General features: G+C 66.9%; 18 protein-coding genes and 1 tRNA gene. 3 read left to right on the top strand and 16 right to left on the bottom strand.

What is annotated here, in order from left to right:
• The first annotated feature begins 249 nt into the window (after window positions 1-249).
• A complete protein-coding gene (locus C6570_RS13140) occupies window positions 250-1,557 on the top strand; it encodes a mechanosensitive ion channel family protein (protein ID WP_106703619.1) in 1,308 nt (435 codons plus the stop codon).
• Window positions 1,558-1,837: 280 nt separating this feature from the next.
• On the opposite strand, the gene C6570_RS13135 is transcribed toward C6570_RS13140, so the two are convergent.
• From C6570_RS13135 to C6570_RS13120, 4 genes are all read right to left on the bottom strand, one after another.
• Window positions 1,838-2,947, bottom strand: a complete 1,110-nt coding sequence (locus C6570_RS13135; protein ID WP_106703618.1) for a DUF2855 family protein — start codon at window positions 2,945-2,947, stop codon at window positions 1,838-1,840.
• A 476-nt stretch (window positions 2,948-3,423) separates the two neighbouring features.
• The gene (locus tag C6570_RS13130; protein ID WP_106703617.1) at window positions 3,424-4,335 is read right to left on the bottom strand and encodes a bifunctional GNAT family N-acetyltransferase/nucleoside diphosphate kinase regulator; all 912 of its coding nucleotides are present in this window, start codon (window positions 4,333-4,335) and stop codon (window positions 3,424-3,426) included.
• A gap of 201 nt (window positions 4,336-4,536) precedes the next feature.
• Window positions 4,537-4,932 carry a DsrE family protein gene (locus tag C6570_RS13125; protein ID WP_106703616.1) on the bottom strand — a complete coding sequence of 132 codons (396 nt, stop codon included), beginning with the start codon at window positions 4,930-4,932 and terminating at the stop codon, window positions 4,537-4,539.
• The gene (locus C6570_RS13120; protein WP_245896191.1) at window positions 4,929-5,507 is read right to left on the bottom strand and encodes a glycine cleavage system protein H; all 579 of its coding nucleotides are present in this window, start codon (window positions 5,505-5,507) and stop codon (window positions 4,929-4,931) included. The genes C6570_RS13125 and C6570_RS13120 overlap by 4 nt, the downstream gene beginning before the upstream one ends.
• A gap of 95 nt (window positions 5,508-5,602) precedes the next feature.
• On the opposite strand from C6570_RS13120, the gene C6570_RS13115 reads away from it, so the two are divergent.
• Window positions 5,603-6,085, top strand: a complete 483-nt coding sequence (locus C6570_RS13115; protein WP_106703615.1) for a CreA family protein — start codon at window positions 5,603-5,605, stop codon at window positions 6,083-6,085.
• Between the two features lie 134 nt (window positions 6,086-6,219).
• Here the strand turns inward: C6570_RS13115 and C6570_RS13110 are convergent.
• The 12 genes from C6570_RS13110 to C6570_RS13050 form a co-directional block, all read right to left on the bottom strand.
• A tRNA-Sec gene (locus C6570_RS13110) sits at window positions 6,220-6,315 on the bottom strand.
• A gap of 287 nt (window positions 6,316-6,602) precedes the next feature.
• The gene (gene selB / locus C6570_RS13105) at window positions 6,603-8,522 is read right to left on the bottom strand and encodes a selenocysteine-specific translation elongation factor (protein WP_106703614.1); all 1,920 of its coding nucleotides are present in this window, start codon (window positions 8,520-8,522) and stop codon (window positions 6,603-6,605) included.
• Between the two features lie 65 nt (window positions 8,523-8,587).
• Window positions 8,588-9,997, bottom strand: a complete 1,410-nt coding sequence (locus tag C6570_RS13100; protein ID WP_211297600.1) for an FAD-dependent oxidoreductase — start codon at window positions 9,995-9,997, stop codon at window positions 8,588-8,590.
• A gap of 36 nt (window positions 9,998-10,033) precedes the next feature.
• Complete coding sequence (gene selA / locus C6570_RS13095; RefSeq protein ID WP_106703613.1) at window positions 10,034-11,503, bottom strand: L-seryl-tRNA(Sec) selenium transferase; 1,470 nt, start codon at window positions 11,501-11,503, stop codon at window positions 10,034-10,036.
• Entirely contained in the window at window positions 11,503-12,513 is a 1,011-nt protein-coding gene (fdhE, locus tag C6570_RS13090) for a formate dehydrogenase accessory protein FdhE (protein WP_106703612.1), read from the bottom strand. The genes selA and fdhE overlap by 1 nt, the downstream gene beginning before the upstream one ends.
• Window positions 12,514-12,577: 64 nt before the next feature.
• A complete protein-coding gene (locus C6570_RS13085; protein ID WP_106703611.1) occupies window positions 12,578-13,249 on the bottom strand; it encodes a formate dehydrogenase subunit gamma in 672 nt (223 codons plus the stop codon).
• Window positions 13,246-14,208, bottom strand: coding sequence for a formate dehydrogenase subunit beta (gene fdxH / locus C6570_RS13080; RefSeq protein WP_106703610.1), 963 nt, complete (start codon window positions 14,206-14,208; stop codon window positions 13,246-13,248). The genes C6570_RS13085 and fdxH overlap by 4 nt, the downstream gene beginning before the upstream one ends.
• A gap of 12 nt (window positions 14,209-14,220) precedes the next feature.
• On the bottom strand, window positions 14,221-17,292 hold the full coding sequence (fdnG, locus tag C6570_RS13075; RefSeq protein ID WP_164675546.1) for a formate dehydrogenase-N subunit alpha: 3,072 nt from the start codon (window positions 17,290-17,292) through the stop codon (window positions 14,221-14,223).
• Between the two features lie 452 nt (window positions 17,293-17,744).
• A complete protein-coding gene (locus C6570_RS13065; RefSeq protein WP_106703607.1) occupies window positions 17,745-19,598 on the bottom strand; it encodes a gamma-glutamyltransferase family protein in 1,854 nt (617 codons plus the stop codon).
• A gap of 190 nt (window positions 19,599-19,788) precedes the next feature.
• Window positions 19,789-20,316 carry a TfoX/Sxy family protein gene (locus C6570_RS18295; protein ID WP_106703606.1) on the bottom strand — a complete coding sequence of 176 codons (528 nt, stop codon included), beginning with the start codon at window positions 20,314-20,316 and terminating at the stop codon, window positions 19,789-19,791.
• 56 nt (window positions 20,317-20,372) lie between these two features.
• Entirely contained in the window at window positions 20,373-21,131 is a 759-nt protein-coding gene (locus tag C6570_RS13055; protein WP_106703605.1) for a 3-hydroxyacyl-CoA dehydrogenase, read from the bottom strand.
• 293 nt (window positions 21,132-21,424) lie between these two features.
• Window positions 21,425-21,667 (bottom strand): DNA adenine methylase, encoded by a 243-nt coding sequence (locus C6570_RS13050; protein WP_106703604.1) that lies wholly within the window; start codon window positions 21,665-21,667, stop codon window positions 21,425-21,427.
• A gap of 310 nt (window positions 21,668-21,977) precedes the next feature.
• Here C6570_RS13050 and C6570_RS13045 point away from each other — a divergent pair, with 310 nt between their 5' ends.
• On the top strand, window positions 21,978-22,937 hold the full coding sequence (locus C6570_RS13045; RefSeq protein WP_106703603.1) for an IS5 family transposase: 960 nt from the start codon (window positions 21,978-21,980) through the stop codon (window positions 22,935-22,937).
• The last annotated feature ends 13 nt before the right edge of the window (window positions 22,938-22,950 follow it).

Genomic DNA, 22,950 nt, shown 5'->3' with positions numbered 1-22,950 from the left:
CTAACACTCAGTTGCGGCCCCGCTGCGGCCAGTTGTCGCCCGGTTGCAGCCCATTTGCCGCGATCCTTCTGCTATTACATAGATAGCTGCCAGCGCTAGCCGGTGCTGCGCGGGGAACCAATCCGGCCCCTCATCCTCCATCAGTCTTTCGCGGTGCGTGCGCTGGCCTGCCAACAGTGGGCCGCCCGCACCTCAAGACATGGGCGGCCGTCACACTCGGCGCCCAGAATGATCCGAGGAGGCATTCGAATGGACCAACTTCCCCCATTTTCATTGGACCAGCCCTGGGCTCAGGCTACCCTGGGCGTGCTGGGCCTGCTGCTCGTCGCGTGGGTGGCGCAGTGGCTGGCGCGGCAGGTGCTGGCGCGCGGCCTGGCGCGCTTGGCGGCGCACACCCAGCCGGGCGTGGTGGCGGTGCTGCTCAACCCTGGCGTGCTCAGCCGCGCCGCGCAGATCGTGCCCACGCTGGTCATCCAGCTGGGCATTGGCCTGGTGGAGCACCTGCCGCCCACGCTGGTCACGGTGGTGCAGAACGTGGCCGCGGCGCTGACGGTGCTGTGCATCGCACGCACGCTGATCGAGGTGCTCAGCGTCACGCAAACCGTGCACCAGCAGCGCGCGCTGGCCGAGGGCACCGAGCGGTCGCGCTCGATCAAGTCGTACATCCAGCTGGGGCAGTTGGTGGTGGGCGCCGCCGCGGTGGTGGTGATGATCGCCGCGCTGGCCGACAAATCGCCGCTGATCGTGCTGTCGGGCTTTGGCGCCATGTCGGCGGTGCTGATGCTGGTGTTTCAGGACACCATCAAGTCGTTTGCCGCGGGCTTGCAGATCGAAGGCAACGACATGCTGCGCGTGGGCGACTGGATCGAGATGCCGCAGGCCGGGGCCGACGGCGATGTGATCGACATCGCGCTGAACACGGTAAAGGTGCAGAACTGGGACAAGACCATCGTCACCATTCCCACCTGGAAGCTGATGAGCGAGAGCTTCAAGAACTGGCGCGGCATGAGCGAATCGGGCGGGCGGCGCATCAAGCGCACGCTGATGATCGACGCGGGCAGCATCCGCTTTCTGGACGACGAAGAGATCGACCGGCTGAGCGAGGTCGAGCTGATCGCCGATTACGTGCGCGAAAAGGCCAGCGCGGTGAAAGTCTCGCGCAGCATGAAGGCCAGCGAACTGGGCGAAGCCCTGGCGCGCGTGCCCGCCAACCAGCGGCGCCTGACCAACCTGGGCACCTTCCGCGCCTACACCAACGCCTACCTGCAAGCCAACAGCAGCATCCACAAAGACATGACGCTGATGGTGCGCATGATGCAGCCCACCGCCGAGGGCGTGCCCATGGAGCTGTACTGCTTTACCACCACCACGCGCTGGGTGGAGTACGAGGCGATTCAGGGCGACCTGTTCGACCACCTGCTGGCCATCCTGCCGGAGTTCGGCCTGCGCGTGTTCCAGGCGCCGGGCGGCGCCGACATGCGCGGCCTGACGGCGCAGCTGGCCGCGCAGCAAGCGGGCATGGCACCGCCCGACCGGCGCAGCGCGCAGGAGGGGTAGGCGCGGGCAGGGCGGGCAGGGCGCCGCTGGGGGCTGGCACGCGTCGCCGGTGCGGTGCGGTGCGGTGCGGTTGGGGGTGGCGAGTGTGGCCCACGCCGGGCGCTGCGAGCCACACCTCAGTCCTCAGGCATTTGCTTCTAAAAGAATAGCTGCTGGCGCTGGTGCAGCCTGCGCTAGAGCCGTTTTTCTATCCGATCTAATTCGGGCGCCGGCCAAACTGCGGCTGCAGCGCTGGCGCACCGCGAAGTTGCCGCCGCCGGGCTGCGCCAACTGCGCGCAGTCAACCCAGGCGCACCACGTGCCCGTCGTCCGGCCGTGCCTGGCCCACCAGCAGCTGGCCCCAGATCTGCGCCACCGCGTCGGCGCCGCGGTGCTCTTGAATCGACAGCCACGGCTGCGGTGGCGCGCCCACCTGCTGGCGGAAGGCGTGCCACACGTCCGCCATGCGCTGGGTGAAGGCCTCGTGCCCCCATTCCTTGGTGCGCTTCTTGATCTGGGCGGGCGCAAAGAACACGGTGACGGGCGGCCCGGGCAGAGGCGCGACGGACAGGGTGCTGGGCCGATCCAGGCGGGTGTAGCCCACGCTCAGGCTGTGGCGCAGGCCCTGCAGGTGCTCATGCACGGCGCGCGTCACCGCGGCATCGCCCGTGAAGTCGACGTAGACCAGCGGCAGGTCGGGCGGCAGCGCGGCCAGCTCGTCGTAGGCCAGCACCTCGTCGTAGCAGCCCAGCCGCTGGCAGAACGCGCGGTTGCGTGGCGAGGTGAGGCCGACCACCCGCACGTTCGGCTGCTGCGCCAGGCAAAACGCCGTGCCGTACGCCGTCTTGCTGGACGCGCTGGACAGCGGCACCGTGGCCTGGCCTTCCCACAGCGCGCCAAAGCAGTCGTTGTCGATCTGAAAGTCGGCCACCAGCCACGAGGTGATGAACAAGGGCCGCAGCACGGCCTGCACGGCTTCGCTGTCGGCGGTGTACTGCGGATCGGCCGCGCAGCGGAAATAGGCGTTGTAGGCGGCAGGCAGCTCGGCGCGGTGCGGTGCGGCGTCCACCATGCGCAGTGGCGAAACGCGGCCCGGCGTCATCACCGCGTGCGAAGCCATGGGCCAGAAGCCGTACAGCCGCTCGCCCACTGCCACGCCGTCGTGCGTGGATTCGGTGACGGTGGCGAAGCCCCACACGGGCACGATGCCCCAGCCGGCTTCGCCGCTGGGGAAGAAGCGCCAGTAGCTGCCCGCATCGCCAAACGCGGCGTAGGTGATGTTGTTGGCCGAGAGCGAAAACAGATCCACCGCCACGCGCACCTGGCCGGGCGCCAGCGGCAGCGCCACGCCGGGCCGCGCGCGCAGCTCGGAAAAGTCTTGCTCACGGATCAGAAAGTCGATGGCGGTCATGGGCGGGCCTGCGTTGGGAGGTGGACGTGGGCATACCCTAACCAGGGTGGCGGCATCGCACCACCCCGGCGCTGTGACAGTGCGGCCGAATGCGTCGCAAGGGCGACTGGGCGCGGCGGCGCTGGCGTGCGTGAAAGCGACTTGCGTGAGCGCCTGGTGCGCATGGGGTGCGCTTCGCATGCGTGCCGACGGGTGCATCGGGTGGAATGGATGTGTCGATTGGCATCCCTCCAGTGCTTTCATAAAGATAGCTGCCAGCGCTGGTGAAGTCAGCGCTGGAGGCCGATTTCGTTATGAATACGCGCGATGGTCGCCGTGTGCCAACCGTTGCACAGTGACCGATGGTGCGGCGCTATGTGGCCCAATTCGACGGCGTTCGACCAATGCGATCGGGGTTGATCGCGTGCCACAAGTGCGATCAAGTGCGATCAAGTGCGACCGAGTGCCGCCGCCGGTCATCCCCGCGCCGCGCCCGCCTACAGATGAAAGTCGCCCGCCGCCTCCGGCTGGTACAGCACCTTGCGGATGCGGATGTGGCAGGTGCGGTTGGGGATGCGCCAGTTGAAGGCGTCGCCCTCCTTGTAGCCCAGGATGGCGGTGCCGATGCCCGAGGCCACCGACACCTTGTCGGCGCTGCTGTCCGCGTCGTCGGGGTACACCAGCGCCACTTCCCGCTCTTCGTCGTCCACCTGCAGCAAGGCCTTGGAATTCATCGTCACCACGTCGTCGCCCACCTGCCGCGGATCGACGATGGTGGCGCGTTCCACCTCGTGCTCCAGCTCGAAAGCGTCGGGGCCATCCCAGTACTCGACCAGGCTTTGCAGCCGCGTCTTGTCCAGCTCGGTGATGCAGATCGCGCGGGTGTGCGGCGCGGGGCTTTCGCGCAGCAGGCGCAGGTAGCGCTGCGAGGGCATGACGAAGGATTTCGTCGTCGGCGTTTCGCTGTCCAGCACGAAGCCGCTGCGCTCGAAGGCTTTGAGCGACCGCGCATTGGCCGAATGGATCTTGGCCACCAGCTCATCGGCGCGCATCTCGAAGAAGGCCAGCTTCATGCCTTCACGGATCGCGCTGGCGCCCAGCTTGCGGCCCCAGTTGTCGCGCTCGCCAATCACCAGTACGATTTCGCAGCGGCGGTCGCTCTTGACCAGCCGCACAAAGCCCACGGGCGTGTCGTGCCGGTCGCAGGCCATGAAAAAGCGGCCGCCCTGGTTGAACAGGTGCGTGAGCGTGGGCAGATGAACGCGCTCGACCATTTGGGCGATGCTGCGCGAGACATCGCGCGAATCGCTCAGGTAGCGGGTGACGGCCTCGTCGGCCAGCCAGTCCTTCAGTGTCAGCGCGTGGGCCCGGGTGATCTCCGGGCTGAGAAAAATGAAAGGGTCGCTCATCTTCACCCCTGTGGATGTCAAGAATGAAAGCCTTTCATGGCCCGTGGCCAGCCGGTTCTTCCGGGAAAGCGGCCATTCTAGGCCGGTGCGCCCAGCGTGGCTGTCACGCCGGGGCTTGCAGGATTCGCCATGCAGCGGACGGGCGGGTGAGGGCGAGGGTGAGCGCGGGCGCGCTTGGCCCGCTGCGCAATCAGCTCGTTTTTAGAACACCAGCGTGCGCCAGCGCAAATCCAGCGCGCGGGCCATGAACTGCACCGCGCCGCCGCGCCCGGTGTATTCGGGAATCAGCGTCACGCCGTCCAGGCCCTGCGCGATAAGCGCGTCGGTGCAGGCGAAAAAGCGCGCGCCGTGGCCGGCCGCGTCCTGCATGTGGGCCAGCACGGTCTTGTCGATGCGCGGGCTGGCGCGCAGCGCGGCGGCCACGCCGGGGGCCAGCAGCTGCACGCTGGCGGCGGTGAAATAAATCTCCACCGGTGCGTCCATGGCCGCAGCGGCGGCGGCGTGAAAGAAGGGCGTGGCCAGCCGCTCCGGCGCGCTGGGGTCGGTGGCCCACAGCAGAATCGCCACGCCTTCGGCGCTGTGCTCGGCGTAGCTCATGGCGCGCTGCCGCTGTCGCTGTCGCTGTCACTGTCACTGTCACTGTCACTGTCACTGTCACTGTCACTGTCACTGTCACTGTCACTGTCACTGTCGTTCTGCGGGCCCGCCGACGGCGCCGCGCCGGGCGTGGTGGCGGGCACCAGCGCCAGCCGGTTCAACCAGGCGTGGTGGGCCATGGCGGGGGCCACGGCGTCGCCGGTCACCAGATCGGCCATGTCACGCGCCAGATCGGTCAGGCGCAGCCGCGCAATCCAGCCGGCGCCGTACGGGTCGCGGTGCACCAGCTCGGGCCGGTCTTCCAGCGCTTCGTTGACTTGCACCACGGTGCCGCTGACGGGCGTTTTCACCGCCACCACGGATTTGGACAGCTCCACCACCGCCATCGTCTCGCCCTGCGCCAGCTCGGTGCCCACGCGCTTGGCGCGGCACATGTACACCTCGCCCGACAGGTGAATGCCCAGCTGCGTGATGCCCACCGTGGCCGTGCCATCGCCCTCGGGCCGCGCCCAGACCTGCTGGGGCACCAGGTACAGCCAATCGGGCGGGTCTTGCAGGGGCGGCAACATGCTCATGGCTGTATTGTGGCAGCGGGGTGAATGCTTCTGAAATGATAGCTGCCTGCGCCCGCTACACTTGCGCCAATTGCCACTTTCAGTGAGATTTTGCGATGACCCAACCCACCATCCGCCGCGCCTTGGTCTGCCTGCTGGGCACGCTGGCCGGCGCCGCGCAGGCCCAGCAGATCGGCGACGTCAGCACCGCCTTCCAATGGATTGGCCCCAACCACAAGATCGTGGTCGAAGCCTACGACGACCCGCAGGTCGAAGGCGTGACCTGCTACGTCTCGCGCGCGAAAACCGGCGGCATCAAGGGCGGCCTGGGCCTGGCCGAAGACCGCGCCGAAGCCTCGATCGCCTGCCGCCAGGTGGCGCCGGTGCGCTTCAAGCAGCCGCTGCCCAAGGAAGACGAGGTGTTCTCTGAACGCATGTCGGTGCTGTTCAAGCGCCTGCGCGTGGTGCGCATGGTGGACGCACCGCGCAACACGCTGGTGTACCTGACGTACTCCGACAAGCTGATCGAAGGATCGCCCCAAAACGGCGTGACGGCCGTGCCGATCGACCGGGCGACGCCGATTCCGGTCAAGCATTGAGTCGCTGGCGACAGCGGGGGCGATGCTGCTTGCCAGAAGCTTCGGCGCCGATTGAGGCAGTAGCCGGGCGCTAGCCCCGGCTTATCCCCAAGCCGCGCCGGAAGTAGCGCAAAGCGTTGTCGCACAAGGCTGTTTGGCGGAAGGGCATGGGAGTCGAACCCACCCGGCGACGCATGGCGTCACCCACCGGGTTTGAAGCCCGGCCCACCCACCAGGATGGTTGCCCTTCCGAATTGAGAACTCCCCCCTGAGGCGCCTTGGGCGCCTTCCCCCTCTCTCTGCGGGAGGGGGGACAACGCCAGTGCTCGGTGCATGCCCGAGCACGGCGTTGGCTGGATGGAGCGGTGGCTGACGCAGGTGGCCCCGCCGAAGCCAGGGCCGTGATTGTGCCTGTATCTGAACCCGATCGACGCGGCGCGCCCATGGCGCGGGGCGAATTCACGCCATCTGTTCGCGGAATGGCTCGGGTGGCATGCACAGTCTTGGCCGGATCATCGGCAGATAGGGCGGCGCTTGGTCATTCGATGAACAGCGTCGATTCCGCCCGCAGCTTGTGCAGATCGCCCACGCGGCGGGTCAGGCCGATGCGGTCGAAGTACTCCAGGATCTGGATGGCGCGCTTGCGGCCCAGGCCGGTGGCGTCGCGGAACTGCGCGGCCAGCACGTCGCCGTCATGTTCCGAGCCCACCTCGCGCGCGATGGCCGCCAGGCGCGCCATGGTGGCGGGCGCGTAGTACAGGTCTTTCACCGTTTGGTGCAGATCGCCCTGGCGTGCCAGGCGTGCCAGCGTGATGCGCACCAGCGCTTCGCTTTCGCCCGCGCCCTTGGCCAGGTCGCGCACCCAGGCGCCTTCAAAACCGGCGGCGGCCAGGCCGGGCGCCACTTTTTGGGCGATGCGGGTTTCTTGCGCCGTCAGTTGCGCGCCGTGGCTGGGCAGGTGGGCGACGGCGCCGCGCAGGCCCAGGCGGCCGTCGGCGGCCAAACGGGCCAGCAGCGTCTGCCACAGCGGCGCGGGCAGGCGCGGCGCGGCCAGGCGGCGCAGGCGCGCGGTGTCGGGGCCGAGTTCGTCGGGCTGCTTGTCGTGAAAGGCGGCCAACGCGGCCAGGGCGGCCTGCTCAAATGCTTCGGTTTGTGTAGCGCCCAGCGCAAGCCCTGCCTGCGCCAGCGCCTTGTTGGGTACTGAATCTGGCGTCAGGCTGGCCAAGCCTTGCGCGGCGGCGAAGCGGGCCACGTCCACGCCGTAGGGCGCCACGGCCAGCAGGCCGGCCAAGCGCTCAGGCGCGGTCGGCAGGGTCAGCGCGCGCAGCTCGGCCAGGCGCTGGGGCGTGCGGCGGTAGCGCGTGGGCGCAAAGGGGTCGAGCACGGTGCCGCCGGCCACGGTGCGGCTGGCGGCGGCGTCGCGCAGCAGCACGCGTTCGCCATGCCATGCGCCCACCGGGGCGTGCAGCACGAGCTGGGCCAGGGCCGATTCGCCGGGCGCGAGCACGTCGACATCCAGCAGCGCCACGCTGGCGGCGACGTGGGCCGCACCGATGTGTACGAGCACGCGCGCGCCCGATTTCATCGCCTTGGCTTCGCCATGCCACAGCGTCAGCTGCACGTCGATGCGGTGGGTTTGCAGCGCGATGGCCGGGTCGCACAGCCACTGGCCGCGTTCGACGTCGTTCTTGGCGATACCGGGCAGCGCCACGGCGCAGCGCTGGCCGGCCTGCGCGGCCTCCACGGCGCGGTTTTGCGCGTGCAGGCTGCGCGCGCGGGTGAGGACGGGCTGCCCGCTGGGCGTGGGCAGCACGGCCAGTTCGTCGCCCACGCGCACCTGGCCCGCGTGGATGGTGCCGGTGACCACGGTGCCCGTGCCGGCCAGGGTGAAGCTGCGGTCGATGGCCAGGCGAAAGGCTTTGTGGTCAAAACCGCCTTCAGCGCCCGCTGCATCAGCACGGGCAGCTTCCAAAATGATAGCTTTCAGCGCGTCAACGCCTTCGCCCGTTTGTGCCGATACGGCGAGGATGGGCGCGCCCGACAGCGGCGTGGGCGCCAGCAGGGCGGCCATTTCGGCGCGGACTTCGGCGATGCGCTCGGGCGATGCGCGGTCGGCCTTGGTGATGGCGACCACGCCGCGGCGGATGCCCAGCAGGCTCAGTACGGCCAGGTGTTCCAGTGTTTGCGGCATGGGGCCGTCGTCGGCCGCCACCAGCAACAAGGCCATGTCGATGCCGCTGGCGCCGGCCACCATGGTGTGCACCAGCCTTTCGTGGCCGGGCACGTCGATGAAGCCCACGCGCGCGTCGCTGCCTTCGACATCCAGGAAGGCATAGCCCAGCTCAATGCTGATGCCGCGCTTTTTTTCTTCGGGCAGGCGGTCGGTGTCTACGCCGGTGAGGGCGCGCACCAACGTGCTCTTGCCATGGTCGATGTGGCCTGCGGTACCAATGATCATGGCGCGAGCTTAACCGCGCCGCACCGCGCCTGCCTGCGGGGCGCGGGCGGCGGGCCGCAACGGCGTCAGGCCGCGCGGTACTGCGGGTAGGGCAGCACGGGCGGCGCGATGCCGCCGAACAGTTCAGTGAACATGAAATCCGCCCAGCGGAAATCGTCCTTGTAGAGCGAGACCGTGCGCTCGTTGAAGTCACGCTGTACCTGACGGATGCGACCTTCACTGTCGAAGTCGTAGTCGAACTGCACGTTCAGCGCCTCGCCGGGTGAGCCGTTGACCACCATGTAGCACAGGTTGTCTGGCAGGCGTTTTTCGGGCGTGCGGCCCGCCAGCCGCTCGCTGATCTGGTAGGCGACGATGCGGCCCAGGCGGTTGGCGATGTGCGCGCTCTTGGGGTAGTAGCGGAAGGGCAGGCTGGAGACGGCCTGGATCGCGTCGCCGATGACGAAGGCGCGTTCGTCGCCAGCGACCTGCATGGTCAGCTGATCCACCTCGGCCCAGCCGTTGCTGTTGGCGCTGACGGTGCCGGCCAGCCAGGCCAGATCGCCCGCCTGATGCGGCGCCATCAGGATGGCGTGGTCGAACTTCTGGTCGCCCGCGGCGGTGCGGATGCGCTTGTTGAAGGGGTCCACCTCTTGCACGTGCGCGTTGGGCACGTAGGTGATGTAGTCCTTGTACAGCTGCTCGAACGCGGCCTTATAGCCGCCACCAATCGGCATGATGCCGGGCTTGTGGTCCAGGATGGTGACGTGGCCCTTGATCTTGTTGGTCTTGAGGTACCAGCCGATCAGGCAGGCGCGCTCGTACGGGCTGGGCGGGCAGCGCTGCGGGGGCGGGGGCAGGGTCATCACCAGTTCGCCGCCCTTGAAGGCCTGCAGCGAACGCTTGATGGTCAAAAACTCGCTGTTGCTGGCGTAGGCGCTGGGAAAGCGCTGGCGCGCGGCGTCGGCGGCGCGGCGGTCGTTGCCGAACCAGGCTTCGTAGTTGTAGCGAATGCCGGGCGCCAGCACCAGCCAGTCGTAGTCCAGCGTGCCGATGCTGGTGGTCACGCTGCGCTGGGCGCGGTCAACGCCTTCCACCTCGGCCTGCACGAAGTGCCAGCCCAGCTGCTGCGAGGCGCGCTGGTAGTCGTGGCTGAGCAACTCGCCATCCAGCATGCCGACCAGCCACATGTTGGACAGGGGGCTGGAGAAGAAGTTGGGGTTGCGGTCGATCAGCACCACTTCCACCTGCGGCGCCAGCTTGCGCAGGTTGGCGGCGGTGGTCAGCCCGCCCCAGCCGCCGCCGCAGATCACCACGCGCGGGGCCTTGCCCTTGGGCATCAGTTTTTGGGTGGGCTGGCCGATGAACGCGGGCATGGGTGCGGCCTGCAGGCCCGCCACGCTGGGGGCGGCGCTGCCGGCCGGGGTGGTGGCGCAGCCCGCCAGGGCGGCGGTGCTGGCCACGCCTGCGATGAAGTGGCGACGGTCGATGGTCATTTATTCCTCCTGTTTAAATAGCAGAAAAGCCTGTGTTTACGGGCGCAAGAACGGTATTTGTTGTGTGAGGCTGCTGGCCTCTTCGAGGCAGCGGCAGTCCAGGATCAGCCGCCCGTCGGCGATGCGGCCGACCACCGGCAGGGGCAACTGGCGCAGCGCCGTGGCCAGCGCATCCAACGCACGGCCGCTGCGGGGCGCATCAACCGGGGCGATGGCCACGCCCGCCGAGGGCAGGCGCTCGACCGGCAGCGAGCCAGAGCCAATCTGCCCTTGCAGCGCCACCACTTCCACGCCGTAGCGCGGCGCCAGCGCGGGGCCCAGTGCGGCCAGCACGGCCTGCGCGGTGGCCTGAATGTCGGCCAGCGGGCGCGTCAGCAGGCGCAGCGTGGGCAGCGCCTGGGCCAGGTGCTCGGGCTGCTGGTAGAGCATCAGCGTGGCCTCCAGCGCGGCCAGGGGCAGCTTGCTCATGCGCAGGGCGCGCTTCATGGGGAATTTGCGGATGCGGGCGATCAGCTCGTTGCTGCCCACGATCAAGCCCGCCTGCGGCCCACCCAGCAGCTTGTCGCCGCTGAAGGTGACCACGCCGCAGCCGGCGCGCAGCATTTCCTGTGGTGTGGGCTCGCGCGGCAGGCCGTAGGCGGCCATGTCGATCAGCGCGCCAGCGCCCAGATCAGTGGCCAGCGGTAGCCCGCGCGAGCGCGCGATGCCCGCCAAGGTGGCTTCATCCACCGCGCTGGTGAAGCCCTGCACCTGGTAGTTGCTGGTGTGCACCTTCATCAGCAGGGCGGTTTGGTCGGTGATGGCGCGCTCGTAGTCGGCGGGGTGCGTGCGGTTGGTGGTGCCCACCTCGACCAGCTTGGCGCCGGCGCTTTCCATCACGTCGGGCATGCGGAAGGCGCCGCCGATCTCAACCAGTTCGCCGCGCGAGACGATCACTTCCTTGCCCCGCGCCAGGGCGGCCAGGGTCAGCAGCACGGCGGCGGCGTTGTTGTTGACGACGGTGGCGGCCTCGGCGCCCGTCAGCTCGCACAGCAGGCCTTCGACGATGCTGTCGCGGTCGCCGCGGCTGCCGGTGGCCAGGTCGTATTCCAGGTTGTTGGGCCCGGCCATCATGGCCTGCACGTGCGCCAGCGCCGCGTCGGCCAGCAGCGCGCGCCCCAGGTTGGTGTGGATGACGGTGCCGGTGAGGTTCAGCACCCGCTGCATGCGCGGCGCCAGGCGGGAAGCCAGCCGCTGCTGCAGCGCGTCGGCCAGGGCGGCGGGGGCGACGGCGTCCAGGGGCAGGGTGCCGGCCAGGGCCTGTGCGCGCAGATCAGCGAGAAGTACGCGGCCGGTATCGGCCACGAGGGTGTGGCCATGTGCCGCGACGGCGGCCGCCGCGCTGGGCAGGCGCAGCAACTTGTCCAGCGCAGGCAGCTGCTGGGGCAGGGCGGTGGGAACGGGGTGGTTGGAGGCTGTCTGAGGGGCCTGCGAACCGTGGACCACGGATTCTGGGGGCCGGGGCATCAGTGTGGCCCCTGGCTTGGCGGCGGCGCGGCGCCTTCGTCATCGGGCTCGCCGAACAGCAGCAGCAGGTTGACGCCGTGGCGGGCGTAACCGGCGTCGGACACCAGCAGATCCAGCGTCAGCGTGGCCAGATCGTCGGCGACGGGGTTCACCTGGGCGTCCTGAGTCATGTGCATGATCTTAAGGTAGTGCCAGCAGGTATCGCACGTTTCGGCCTGGATGACGGGCCGCTTGCCGGCGGGCAATGGCGCGTCGCCCGCCACCGATTCAAGCGAACGGAAGCGCACGCTGCCCGTTTGGCTGCAGTGCACGCATTTCACGCGCACCACGTGCCATTCGGCGTTGCACAGCGTGCAGTGCAGGTAGCGGTAGCCTTCCGACGTGCCGCCGATGCGCGTCACGCTGGCCACCGGCAGGCTGCCGCAGCAGGGGCAGCGCCCTTCGTCCTGCGTGTAGCCGAAAGCGCTGGTCATGGCCGCCTGCGTGGCCATGACCAGGTGCGTGAAGTACAGCTGCAGCCCCGCGGCCAGCAGCGGGGCCAGGCCCATGTCCAGCCCGAGCGACACGCCCGTCAGCAGGCGGGCGGCTTGTTGGTCGAGCGTGGCGTCGTCCACGGCCAATGCGGCGCTGACGCCCGCGCGTGCCGGGCTGTCGGCGGGCAGCTTGGCCAGCACGTCGCGCATCAGCGTGCGCCACTGGTCGCGCCAGAACGCTTCGCGCGGCCAGGTGGCGGCGTCGAGCAACGGTACGCCTTGCTGCGAAGCGGTATCGGCCTGCGCGGCGGTGGGCAGCGCAGGTTCCGGGTAGGTGGGCAACTGCGCTGACTGGGCTTCGGCCACCACGGCCATCAGCATCAGGTAGTCGCGCATGGGGTGGTTGGCGGCCAGCTGGCGCAGGCGCAGGGCCTGTTCGGCAAAGACGTCCGCCTTGGGCAGCAGCAGGCGCGGCACTTCCATGCCTGCGTTAAGGGCGATCTCTTCGGGGGACCGCAGTCGGCTGGTAATCGACATTACAAATAAAAATGGCTGCCAGCGCTTGTCCTGCAAGCGCTGGCAGCTATGAAAAAACTAGCAATCAGCGTGGCTGGCCGATGCCATCAGCCCCATTGGGCGTCGAATCGCTGGCTTGCTGCACCTTCTCGCGGTACCACAGCAGGTGGTGCCGCTTGGCCCAGCCCGACGATACGGTGCCCTGCGTCATGGCGCGCAGCGTGCCTTTGACCCAGATGGCCGCATAGATGTGCACCACGGCCGTCAGCGACATGACGAACGCCGCCACCGAGTGCAGCAGAACCGCCACGCGCTGCACCGGAATCGGCACGGTTTCGCCAAACCACGGCTGCCAGAACAGCACGCCGGTGCACAGCAAGACCAGCAGGCAGACCGTCATCGACCAGAACACCAGCTTTTGACCGGCGTTGTACTTGCCCACGGGCGGCATCTTCGACTCGTCGTTGTCCAGCACCAGGCTGGGCGCGTCCTTCACCCACTGCGTATCGCTGCGGCGCCACAGGTTGGCCCCCACGAACATGACGAACATGATCAGGAACAGCAGGAACACGCCGATACCGAAGTACGGGTGCACGATGCGCGCCCACTGCGGGCCCCCGAAGAACTGCGTCAAAAAGAACAGGTTGGGGTGGAAAAGCGCCAGGCCGGAAAAGCCAGCCATGCCGAAAAGCACCACCACCAGCCAGTGGGTAATGCGCTGGTTGTCGGAATAGCGCTGGAGATAGACCTTCTTCATCGCACTTCCCCTTCAGGATGAGACTCGGCGTGCTGGTGCACGCGGGTGCCGTCCAGTTCGATCACGTTCGGCTGGTCGTCCGGCACGTAATCGTCCTCGTTTTCGGGCACTTCGAGCGGGCCTTGCTTCATGTGGTGGAAGAAACCCACCAGTGCAGCGCCCACCATGGTGGCCAGCGCGACCGGCTTGGCCAGGCCCTTCCACACCGCCACCATGGGGCTGATGGATGGGTTCTTGGGCAGGTCGGCGTACAGCTCGGGCTTGTCGCCGTGCTGCAGGACGTACATGACGTGCGTGCCGCCCACGCCTTCGGGGTTGTAGACGGAAGCTTGGTCGTAGCCGCGCGTTTTCAGCTCGGTGACGCGGCCCGCGCCAAACTCCAGCATGTCTTCCTTGCTGCCAAAGCGGATGGCGCCCGTGGGGCAAGCCTTGGCGCAGGCGGGTTCCTGGCTGTCGGCCACGCGGTCGGCGCACAAGGAGCACTTGTACGCCTTGTGGTCGCGCTCGCTGATGCGGGGCACGTCAAAGGGGCAGCCCTTGACGCAGTAGCCGCAGCCGATGCAGTGCTCGCTGATGAAGTCGACGATGCCGTTGGCGTACTTGACGATGGCGCCGGGCGAAGGGCAGGCCTTCAGGCAGCCCGGGTCTTCGCAGTGCATGCAGCCGTCCTTGCGGATCAGCCATTCCAGGCGGCCGGGGGTGACTTCCACCTCCGAGAACTTCATCACCGTCCAGGACTGCGGGGTGAGGTCCACCGGGTTGTCGTAGGTGCCGTGGCAGGTGCCGACCTCGTCGCGCAGGTCGTTCCATTCCATGCACGCCACTTGGCAGGCCTTACAGCCGATGCAGCTGGACACGTCGATCAGCTTGGCGACTTCCGGAATGCGGTGCCGCGCGTCGGGCGACGGCGTGGTCGTCGCCGAACGCTTGGCGATATCGAGAGATTGAAGAGATGACATACCGCTGGCTCCTCAAGCTTTCTCGATGTTCACGGTGAACGACTTGTACTCAGGCGTCTGGGTGTTGGCATCGCCCACGAACGGGGTCAGCGTGTTCACCAGGTAGCCCTGCTTGGTCTGGCCCACAAAGCCCCAATGGTTGGGCAGGCCCACCGTGTGCACCTTCTGGCCGCCGCAGTCCAGAACGGGAATGCGCTTGGTCACCACCGCCACGGCCTTGATGTAGCCGCGGTTGGACGAGACCTTGACCCAGTCGCCGTGCCCGATGCCTTTTTCCTTGGCAAGCGCTTCGCTGATTTCAACGAATTGCTGCGGCTGGATGATGGCGTTGAGCTTGGAGTGCTTCGTCCAGTAGTGGAAGTGCTCAGTCAAGCGGTAGCTGGTCGCGGTGTACGGGAAATCCTTCGGTTTGCCAAAGGCCTCCATGTCGCCCTTGAAGACGCGCGCAGCCGGGTTGGACTTGGCACGCGGGTCTTTGTAGACGGGGTTGGACTCAAAAGGCGTCTCGAACGGCTCGTAGTGCGTGGGCAGGGGGCCTTCGGCCATGCCCGTGGGCGCGAACAGGCGCGCCACGCCTTCACCGGTCATGATGAAAGGCCGCACGGCGTCGGGCGCAGTGGGGTCTGCCGTCAGGCCGATGTCGGGAACGTCGGAACCCACCCAGCTCTTGCCGTTCCAGCTCACCAGCGGCTTGTCGGCGCGCCAGGGCTTGCCGGTGGCGGGGTTCACGGACGCACCGTTGTAGAGAATGCGCCGGTTGACCGGCCAGGCCCAAGCCCAGCCAGGGGTCTGGCCGATGTGCCACGGGTCGCTGTTGTCGCGGCGGGCCATCTGGTTGCCCGCCTGCGTCCAGGCGCCGCAGTACACCCAGCAGCCGCTGGCGGTGGTGCCGTCGTCGCGCAGCTGCGCAAAGCTGCTCAGCTGCTCGCCCGCTTTCACCAACACCTTGGTCGGGTCCTTCGGATCGGTCAGATCGACCAGCGCCTTGCCGTTGTATTCCTTGGCCAGCTCGTCGGCGCCCGGCATGTGCGGAACCTTGTACGACCAGTTCAGGTTGACAACCGGGTCAGGGAACGCGCCGCCATCCTTGCGGTACATCGCACGCAGGCGCACGAACAGCTCCGCCATGATGTCGATGTCGGTCCTGGCCTCGCCGGGGGGCGGGGCCGCCTTCTCGTGCCATTGCAGCCAGCGGCTGGAGTTGGTGATCGAGCCTTGATCCTCAGCGAAGCAGGTCGAGGGAAGCCGGAACACCGTGGTCTGGATTTCGGCCGTCTTGACGTCGTTGTAGTCGCCGTGGTTCTTCCAGAACTCCGATGTCTCGGTGTTCAGCGGGTCCATCGTGACCAGGAACTTCAGCTTGGACAGCCCGGCGATGATCTTCTTCTTGTTGGGGAAGGAGGCCACCGGGTTGAAGCCCTGGCAGATGTAGCCGTTCATCTTGCCCTGGTTCATCATCTCGAACGCACGCAGGATGTCGTACATCGTGTCGTACTTGGGCAGGTAGTCGTACACCCAGTTGTTGTCGGCCGTGGCTTTGTCGCCCCACCAGGCTTTCTGCTGGCTGATAAAGAACTTGGGATAGTTCTGCCAGTAGCTGGTCTGGTTGGGTCGCAGCGGCTTGGTCGAGCGCACGTCCAGGTACTTGGCGAAGTCCTGTTCGGCATCGCGCGCCAGCGACATGTAGCCCGGCAGGTTGGTCGACAGCAGGCCCAGGTCCGTCAGGCCCTGGATGTTGCTGTGCCCGCGCAGGGCGTTCATGCCCCCGCCGGCCACGCCAATGTTGCCCAGCAGCAGCTGCATCAGTGCGCCCGCGCGCAGCATTTCGGCGCCCGTGCTGTGCTGTGTCCAGCCCAGTGCGTACAGGATGGTCATCGTCCGCTCGGGCACGGCCGTGGCGGCGATGTACTCGCAGACCTTGAGGAAATCCGCCTCTTTGGTGCCGCAGACCTTGTTGACCAGCGCCGGGGTGTAGCTGGCGTAGTGCTTCTTGAGCAGCTGGAAGACGCAACGAGGGTGCTCCATCGTCATGTCGACCTTGGCGAAACCGTCTTCGCCCTTCTCATAGGTCCAGCTGGACGGGTCGTAGCTGCGCTTGGCCTCGTCGTAGCCGCTGAAGATGCCTTCGTTGAAGCTGTACGCCTCGCCCACGATGAATGGGGCGTTGGTGTAGTGGCGCACGTACTCGGTCTGGATCTTGTTGTTGCTGAGCAGGTAGTTGATCACCCCGCCCAGGAAGGCAATGTCAGACCCCGCCCGAACGGGGGCGTAAAAGTCGCTCATCGCGGCCGAGCGCGTATAGCGCGGATCCACCACGACCAGCTTGGCTTTGTTGAAGTTGCGGGCTTCGATCGCCCACTTGAAACCTACCGGGTGCGCCTCTGCGGCGTTACCCCCCATCACGAGAACCATGTCGGCGTTCTTGATGTCCTCCCAGTGGTTGGTCATCGCGCCTCGGCCAAACGTCGGAGCCAGACCGGCTACCGTCGGGCCGTGTCAAACACGTGCCTGGTTATCGAATACCAATATCCCCATGCTGCGCATCACCTTGTGGGTGATGTAGCCAGCTTCGTTGGAGGAGGCCGATGCGGCCAGCATGCCGGTGGTAAGCCAGCGGTTGACGGTTTGCCCGGCCGCGTTGGTCGGGATGAAGTTCGCATCGCGGTCGGCCTTCAGCAGGCCGGCGATGCGGGTCATCGCCTCGTCCCAGCTGATGCGCTTCCATTCGTTGGTACCCGGCTCGCGCACCTCGGGGTACTTCAGGCGGTCTGGCGAGTGGACGAAGTCCAGCAAGCCGGCGCCTTTGGGACACAGGCTGCCGCGGCTGACCGGGTGATCGGGGTCGCCCTCGATGTGGATCACGTCGCCCAAGGCGTTGCGCGCGCGGTCGCCCAGGCTGTACATCAGCAGGCCGCAGCCCACCGAGCAGTAAGTGCAGTTGTTGCGGGTTTCGGTCGCGGCGGCCAGCTTGTATTGCCGCGTTTCAGCCAGTGCGGCGGTGGGCGAAAAGCCCAGCGCGACGAGGCTGGAGGCCGCCAGTCCTGCTCCGCTGACGCGGAAGAACTGCCGTCTGTTCATGTCCATCGTGGTTAACTCCTGTTGTTCGAGGCTGTACCTCGGAACTCCCCCGGGGTAAGCGCACGGTTTGTGTCAAGTCTACGACTTCAGCCGTGGTGGCCACGTTGCGAAAACCCTTATGAATTGGGGTGCATATGACCAGCGGCGGCCCGCCCAAACAGGGCACTGCAGGCGAAATCGAGAATCGCTATATTTTACATAGCTGTCAGCGCTGGTGCGGTAAGCGCTGGCGGCCTGTTTGATTCGCTAACTGGGGTATTCGCAAGCTGCCACGGCGCGGCGCCGACCAGATCAGATGGGCCGCTGCGCCGGCTGTGTATCCGCTGTTTGTCCGCTGCCTACCCGTTGTCTACCCGCTGTTCAAGGGTCAAAGCGGGCCACGCGCGCGCACCTTGGCCGGTGAAACCGCGCGCCGGCAGCAGCCCGGCGGTGGCGGCAGCGTGGCCCGCCGGGGCCCGTCAGTCGCCCATCACCACGCCTTCGCGGCGCGGGTCGGCGCCGCCCAGCCAGAGTTTCTTGCCGTGGATCTCGGTGCGGGTGATGGCCTGCAGGCCGCTGGTCATGTTCATCTCGCGCACTTCGGCGCCGCGCACGCGCAGGGCTTCGACGGTGGCGGGCGGGAATTTCTTCTCTTCCAGCATCGTCGGGCCGTTGGTGTTGCCGAAGTTGGGCAGGTCGATGGCCTGCTGCGGCGTCATGCCCCAGTTCAGCACGCCGTTCAGCGTCTTGGCGGTGTAGTGAATGATCAGCGCGCCGCCGGGACTGCCGGCGCTCATCACCAGCGGGCCGCGCTGGCCGTCGGCCGCTTTTTCAAACACCAGCGTGGGCGACATGGACGAGCGGGGGCGCTTGCCCGGCTGCACCCGGTTGGCGATGGGGCGGCCCTGCGCGTCGGCGGGGGCGAAGCTGAAATCGGTCAGCTCGTTGTTCAGCAAAAAGCCGCCGCTGCGCGCGGGGTTGGTGGTCACCATCTGGCGCGAGCCAAACTGGTCTTCGATGGTCGTCGTCATCGCCAGCGCGTTACCGTCGGCATCGACGATGCTGATGTGGCTGGTGCCGTACTCGATCTGGTTGGCCATGGGCGCGTAGCTGGTTTTCGCCGCGCCGGGCTGGCCGGGTTGCCCCACCTTCATGCTTTGCGCGCCGATCAGCTTGGCGCGGTCGGCCAGGTAGCCGGGGGCCAGCAGGGTGGACCAGCTGCCGCCGGGCGGCTGTACGAAGTCGGGGTCGGCCACGTACTGCGCGCGGTCGGCAAAGGCCAGGCGCGCGGCTTCGTTGTAGAAGTACAGCCAGTCGGCGGTGGGCAGGCCAGCCGCATCGGGCTTGAGCCGCGCGCCCGGCGTTTGCCCCAGGATGCCCAGGATTTGCCCCACCGCAATCGCGCCGGAAGAAGGCGGCGGAAAGCCACAAACCTGGTAAGTCTGCTGGTTGGCCTGCGACAGCAAATCGTGGCACAGCGCGGTGCGGCGCTTGGGCTGGTAGCCGGCCAAGTCGGCCATGCTGAGCTTGCCGGGGTTGGTGGGGTGTTGGTTGACCTTGTTGACGATGGCCTGCGCCACGGGCCCTTCCAGCAGCGCGACCGAGCCGCGCGCCGCAATGCCGCGCAGCACTTCGGCGTATTCGGGGTTCTTCAGCACGTGGCCCACCGGCCAGGGCTGGCCGCTGGCGTCGTAAAAGTACTTGGCGGCAACGGGGTCGTTCTTCAGGAATTTTTCGGATTGCAGCAGCGTGTTCAGGCGCGGGCTGACTTGAAAGCCGCGCTCGGCCAGGTCAACGGCGGGCTTGAACAAATCCGCCCAGGCCAGTTTGCCGTGCGCCTTGTGCGCGGCCTCCAGCATGCGCACGGCGCCGGGCACGCCCACCGAGCGGCCGCCCACCACGGCTTCGGGGAAGGGCATCGGCTTGCCGTCGGCCTGCAGGAACAGCTTTTCATCCGCAGCGGCGGGCGCGGTTTCGCGGCCGTCCCAGGCTTCCACCTCGCGCCCGGTGGACAGCATCAGGAAAGCGCCGCCCGCGATGCCGCTGGATTGCGGCTCGACCAGGCCCAGCACCATTTGCACGGCGATGGCGGCATCCACGGCCGAGCCGCCTGCCTTCAGCACCTGGTAGCCCGCGTCGGTGGCCAAGGGGTTGGCGGCGGCGACGGCGAACTTCTCGGTCGCCCAGCCGGGCTTGTCCGTCCAGCCGGACGCGCCCTCTGGCTGGGCGGGCAGGTTGGGCGCGGTGTAGTTGAACGGGCCGCTGCTGGCACAGCCAGCCAACAGCGCGGCCAGCGCCACGGCGCTCAGGGCAAAAAGGCGTGTGGGTTGCATGGGAGCTCCTTCTTGGAATGGGTGAAGGGCATATTAGCGCGCGGAAATTGGGGGGTGAGGCGCTTCTAGGTCAAATCAGCCTCTGGCGCAGGCGCCGCCAGCGCTGGCAGCTATCAAAAGCGTAGTTGTTAGGGCACAGGAGTCCGCGCATGCGCCTGCGCGATCAGGCGATGCTTCCCGTCGATCCGGCCTACATCGCCGGCTTGCGCGGGCGGGTGCTCGGGGCTGCTTGGCCCGCTGTTACCGTCTTTGGCGGCTTGGCCGCAGAAACCTTGGCCGCTTTGGATTTGGCCGCTTGGGGCGTCTTGATGGCTGCCGATGCCTTGGCCCCAGCGGCTGCTCGGCGGCGGCCTGATGCGGCGCCGGGTGCATCGGGCAACGCCTTGGCTTTGCGCCGCGCGCCCGGCGGCTGGGGCCGGGGCAGCGCTTCGGCCGTGGCCATCAGCAAGGCGCGCAGCAGGTCGCGGTCGTCCCAGCGGTCGGCGCTCAGCAGCAGGTGCGGCCTGGCCTTGTCGTAGAACTTGCCCCACACCGGCTCTGGCAGCAGCGCCTGGCCCGCGGGCGTGGGCTTGACGTACAGCTGGTCATCGCAGACGAAGGCCACCGGCTTGTCGTCCACGTACACGCAGTATTCGCCGAACATGCGCCGCGTGCGCAGACCGGGCAAGTCGCCCAGCTGGTCGAGCAGGAAATCCCGCGTCTCAGGGCGTGTGGACATGGGCTGCGTTGCGTGTGGGCGCGTGCGGCGTAAGGTTTGGGCGCTCCGCCAGCGACTTACTTCGGCGCCAGGCGAATGGCGCCGTCCAGGCGGATCACCTCGCCGTTCAGCATGTCGTTTTCAACGATGTGCTTGACCAGCTTGGCGTAGTCTTCCGGCGTGCCAAGGCGGCTGGGGAAGGGCACGCCGGCGGCCAGCGCGTCCTGCACATCTTGCGGCATGGTGAACAGCATCGGCGTGCCGAAAATGCCGGGGGCGATGGTCATGTTGCGAATGCCGTTGCGCGACAAATCGCGCGCGATGGGCAGCGTCATGCCCACCACGCCGCCCTTGCTGGCGCTGTAGGCGGCCTGGCCGATCTGCCCGTCGTACGCGGCCACGCTGGCGGTGCTGATCAGCACCCCGCGCTCGCCGGTGCTTTCAGGCTCGTTCTGCGCCATGGCGGCGGCGGCCATGCGAATCATGTTGAAGGTGCCCACCAGGTTGACCATGATGGTCTTGGTGAACACGTCCAGCTTGTGCGCGCCGTTCTTGCCCACCGTTTTTTCGGCGGGGGCGATGCCGGCGCAGTTGACCAGGCCCGCCAGCTTGCCCAGCGACGTCGCCTTGTCCACCACGGCCTGGCCGTCGGCTTCGCTGCTCACGTCGCACTTCACGAAGGCGCCGCCAATGTCCTTGGCCACCGCTTCGCCTTTTTCAACCTGCATGTCGGCGATGACGACCTTGGCGCCCTCGCGCGCCAGCATGCGCGCCGTGCCTTCGCCCAGGCCCGAAGCGCCGCCGGTGACGATGAATACCTTGTCCTTGATGTGCATGAAGCCAGTCTCCTGTTGTGTGAGCGGCGCCGTGTTGCTGCCAGGCCGCTGGTTGAAAGTGCAGCTGATTATGGCGGGCGTGTTGCGGGGTGATGGCTGGTGGGCAGTCGCCCGCGGGTCAGGGCGCCGCTTCGGTGATCGGCGGATGGCGCGCCGCGCGCTTTGGCGCTAAATCACGCCGGCTTTGGCGCTAATTAACGCGAGTTTTGGCGCACTTTCCACCGTCCCAGCCGGCCTGTGGACAACTTGGTCGCCCTCTCCGACCCCGGTTTAAACCGCGCCACCCATTCGGATCACGTCCGAAAGTTGCTGATCAGCACCTCTGATGCTTCCTGCGTCTTGTTCGAATTGATGCTGTAGCGCGTCTTTAAAGCCTCAATCCGGAACCCTGAAAGCACCTCGCGCACGCCCGATGTGTCGTTCAGGCTCAGGATGAACTTCCCTTTTAAAACCCCCAACAAGCCCGCCAACCGCGTGAAATCTTCCTTACTGAAAAGGCCAGCAGCGGCCTGGTCTTTGGTCTTGTCGTCGGACATGTGCACTCCATCGGTGTAGGCCGCATGGCGCGGCGATTACGGACGGAGTGACTGTGCCGAGGGGGGTACAAAAAACTAAGGCCGACGTGTGTCGGCCTGTGGTTGAGAGAGGTTTCCAGGCCGCTACCGAATGCTGCGTTGATGCCAGCATCTGAGCGCCGTTCGGTTATTTTTCTCGCAAAGTCCAGTGCGAACCCGAGGCTGCGTTGTAAGGATCATGTGTCCCAACAGCGTGTAGCTTTAGGGAAGGTCTGCGTAAATCGAGCCTCGATGTGCTGATCGGCGCGGGAGCGCGAAGACAATTGACGCCATGAAGCAAGCGGACCTGGGCCTGAACCTGACGACCAAGCGCACACGCAAGCGCGAGTTCCTCGCAGAAATGGAACGTGTGGTGCCGTGGGCGGCCTTGGTTACCCTGATCACGCCCTATGCGCCTGAAGGCAAGCGCGGTCGTCCACCGTTTGCCGTGGAGACGATGCTGCGCATCCATTTCATGCAACAGTGGTTCACGCTGAGCGATCCGGCGATGGAAGAGTCGCTGCACGACGTGCCTTTGTTCCGCGAGTTCGCAGGCTTGAACTGGGACACACCGGTGCCCGACGAGACCACGATCCTTCGATTCCGCCGGCTGTTGGAGGAACACAAGCTCAGCGCCCAGATCCTGGCGCTGGTCAACGAGCTGCTGGGAGCCAAAGGCCTGATGCTGCGCGCCGGCACGGTGGTGGACGCCACGTTGATCGCCGCGCCCAGCTCGACCAAGAACGCCTCGGGCGAGCGCGACCCGCAGATGAAGCAGAGCAAGAAAGGCAACCAGTGGTACTTTGGCATGAAGGCCCACATCGGTGTGGATGCCGAATCGGGCCTGGTGCACACGGTGCGCGCAACGGCTGGCAGCGTGAACGATGTGGTCGAGGCCAACACGCTGCTGCATGGAGAAGAAACCGAGGCCTGGGGTGACGCAGGCTACCAAGGAGCGGACAAGCGCCCTGATGCCAAAGCCGGCGTGCGCTGGAACATCGCCATGCGTCCAGGCAAACGCCGCGAACTGGACAAGACCAAGCTCGTCGACGATCTGACCGACCAACTCGAACGCCTGAAGGCCAGCATCCGGGCCAAGGTCGAGCACCCGTTCCGGGTGATCAAGCGCCAGTTCGGGCACGTGAAGGTGCGTTACCGCGGGCTGGCCAAGAACACCGCGCAGTTGCATACGCTGTTCGCTCTGTCCAACCTGTGGATGATGCGGCGAACGTTGATGGGAGCGCAGGCATGAGTGCGTCTGCAAA

The sequence above is a fragment of the Ottowia oryzae genome, from assembly GCF_003008535.1.
Taxonomy (GTDB): Bacteria; Pseudomonadota; Gammaproteobacteria; order Burkholderiales; family Burkholderiaceae_C; genus Ottowia; species Ottowia oryzae.
This window is presented reverse-complemented; position numbering and strand designations above follow the sequence as displayed.

What these genes read in the sequence shown, in the direction of transcription:
- fdhE (WP_106703612.1), bottom strand. Translation starts at nt 12,513, where the DNA reads ATGTCGATTACCAGCCGACTGCGGTCCCCCGAAGAGATCGCCCTTAAC.
- C6570_RS13045 (WP_106703603.1), top strand. Translation starts at nt 21,978, where the DNA reads ATGAAGCAAGCGGACCTGGGCCTGAACCTGACGACCAAGCGCACACGC.
- selA (WP_106703613.1), bottom strand. Translation starts at nt 11,503, where the DNA reads ATGCCCCGGCCCCCAGAATCCGTGGTCCACGGTTCGCAGGCCCCTCAG.
- C6570_RS13115 (WP_106703615.1), top strand. Translation starts at nt 5,603, where the DNA reads ATGACCCAACCCACCATCCGCCGCGCCTTGGTCTGCCTGCTGGGCACG.
- C6570_RS13050 (WP_106703604.1), bottom strand. Translation starts at nt 21,667, where the DNA reads ATGTCCGACGACAAGACCAAAGACCAGGCCGCTGCTGGCCTTTTCAGT.
- C6570_RS13065 (WP_106703607.1), bottom strand. Translation starts at nt 19,598, where the DNA reads ATGCAACCCACACGCCTTTTTGCCCTGAGCGCCGTGGCGCTGGCCGCG.
- C6570_RS13100 (WP_211297600.1), bottom strand. Translation starts at nt 9,997, where the DNA reads ATGACCATCGACCGTCGCCACTTCATCGCAGGCGTGGCCAGCACCGCC.
- C6570_RS13140 (WP_106703619.1), top strand. Translation starts at nt 250, where the DNA reads ATGGACCAACTTCCCCCATTTTCATTGGACCAGCCCTGGGCTCAGGCT.
- C6570_RS13125 (WP_106703616.1), bottom strand. Translation starts at nt 4,932, where the DNA reads ATGAGCTACGCCGAGCACAGCGCCGAAGGCGTGGCGATTCTGCTGTGG.
- selB (WP_106703614.1), bottom strand. Translation starts at nt 8,522, where the DNA reads ATGATCATTGGTACCGCAGGCCACATCGACCATGGCAAGAGCACGTTG.
- C6570_RS18295 (WP_106703606.1), bottom strand. Translation starts at nt 20,316, where the DNA reads ATGTCCACACGCCCTGAGACGCGGGATTTCCTGCTCGACCAGCTGGGC.
- C6570_RS13130 (WP_106703617.1), bottom strand. Translation starts at nt 4,335, where the DNA reads ATGAGCGACCCTTTCATTTTTCTCAGCCCGGAGATCACCCGGGCCCAC.
- C6570_RS13055 (WP_106703605.1), bottom strand. Translation starts at nt 21,131, where the DNA reads ATGCACATCAAGGACAAGGTATTCATCGTCACCGGCGGCGCTTCGGGC.
- C6570_RS13135 (WP_106703618.1), bottom strand. Translation starts at nt 2,947, where the DNA reads ATGACCGCCATCGACTTTCTGATCCGTGAGCAAGACTTTTCCGAGCTG.
- C6570_RS13120 (WP_245896191.1), bottom strand. Translation starts at nt 5,507, where the DNA reads ATGAGCATGTTGCCGCCCCTGCAAGACCCGCCCGATTGGCTGTACCTG.
- C6570_RS13085 (WP_106703611.1), bottom strand. Translation starts at nt 13,249, where the DNA reads ATGAAGAAGGTCTATCTCCAGCGCTATTCCGACAACCAGCGCATTACC.
- fdxH (WP_106703610.1), bottom strand. Translation starts at nt 14,208, where the DNA reads ATGTCATCTCTTCAATCTCTCGATATCGCCAAGCGTTCGGCGACGACC.